Annotated in this window: 2 protein-coding genes; one reads left to right on the forward strand and one right to left on the reverse strand. The window is 37.2% G+C overall.

Translation table 11 applies throughout. The features are described 5' to 3' along the window. Positions 1-237: 237 nt before the first annotated feature. Positions 238-1275, forward strand: a complete 1038-nt coding sequence (locus tag BMX26_RS09330; protein ID WP_075531145.1) for a glycosyltransferase family 2 protein — start codon at positions 238-240, stop codon at positions 1273-1275. A 99-nt stretch (positions 1276-1374) separates the two neighbouring features. Here BMX26_RS09330 and BMX26_RS09335 read toward each other — a convergent pair. Continuing rightward, the coding region (locus BMX26_RS09335; protein WP_412771418.1) for a flagellin at positions 1375-1487 on the reverse strand (113 nt) is incomplete at its 5' end.

The following is a 1487-nucleotide window of genomic DNA, read 5'->3' on the forward strand; positions in this document are numbered from 1 at the left end:
AGAGAACTTGCCTTTGCTTCTGTTGCTGCTGTTAAACGTGAGTATGTGTTCATGGCAGCTACGTTTGTATTAATACGCATAATTGTTTCCTCCTTATGATCCTGGTTATCTAAATACTATTAACCATTCATGTTAATAGTATCGGAGAAGTTTCCAAAAATTTAAGCCCCTTTTTTACTTTTTTATAAATTATGTATGCTACACTAAAGTTAAACTTTAAACTAGGGAGGAATTTTATTGTCACTACCTATTTCCGTCTGCCTTTTAACCAAAAATAGCGCACAAACTTTGGCCAGATGTCTTGATTCAGTCAGCAAATATTTCACTGATATCATTGTGGTCGATACTGGTTCAACTGATCAAACCTTAGATATTTTAAAGCATTACCCAGTTAAACTTTTTCACTTCACTTGGGTTAATGATTTTTCCCAAGCACGTAATTTTGCAGCTCAAAAGGCCGGCTATGATTTAATATTTGCGCTTGATTCTGACGAAGTTATTACCAGCCTAGATGAGGCTAAACTAAAAACGCTGCTAAAGCAAAATCCCCAAGCATTGGGACAGATGAAGCGCTACAGCCTTTTAGCCGATCATACGAAACGCTTAGAAACTGTTACCAGGATATATAACCGCCAAGTCTTTTTTTGGCAGGGAACTGTTCATGAACAGATTGTACCTAAAAATAAGCAAGCTTTCTCACATGTAGACTTGCCCCTAACTCTAGACCACTATGGCTACCAAGATGAAATAGCCCAACAGAAAAAAGCCAAAACCTATCAAAAGATGCTGGAAACTGAAATTAAAAAAAAGCCTGACAGCTATCTTTATTTTCAACTAGGCAAATCATTTGATATCCAAGCTGAATATCAAAAAGCTGTCAACACTTATACGAAAGCTTTGCCGCAAATTAATCCTAAATTCGCCTATTTTAGAATTTGTCTTGATAATTTATGCTTTGATTTGCTGAAATTAAACCAAGCTCAAAAAGCAGCCGAATTAGTGAACCATTATGGTTATCCTTTTGCTGATGCCGACGGTTATTTTTTATTTGGCCATATCTATATGAATTTGGGAAATTTCCAAGAAGCTGTCAACAGTTTTCTTAAGGCAACCACCTTCAAAGAAGCCAGTCAGCCAGGCGCTAACAGCTGGGCTTCCTTTTACAATATCGGTGTTATCTACGAAGTCTTGGGCCAACTTGACTTAGCTAAACAATATTACCTTAAATGTCCCAACTATCCTCAAGCCGTGTCCCGCCTACAGCAATTAAAATAAGCTTTCCAAGGCCATCAGTAAAGCTGATGGCTTTTTTTGACATAAAAAAACAGGGCTCTAAATAACTTAGAACCCTGTTTTTTAATAAAACTAACTTGATTAGCCTTGAAGAAGTGTCAAAACTGAGTTAGGCATGGAGTTTGCTTGGGAAAGCATTGATGTTGCTGCTTGTACCAAGATGTTGCTCTTAGTGAAGCTCATCATTTCTTCAG

Origin of the sequence: Ligilactobacillus sp. WC1T17, from assembly GCA_900110005.1 — a bacterium.
GTDB classification, from domain to species: domain Bacteria; phylum Bacillota; class Bacilli; order Lactobacillales; family Lactobacillaceae; genus Ligilactobacillus; species Ligilactobacillus ruminis_A.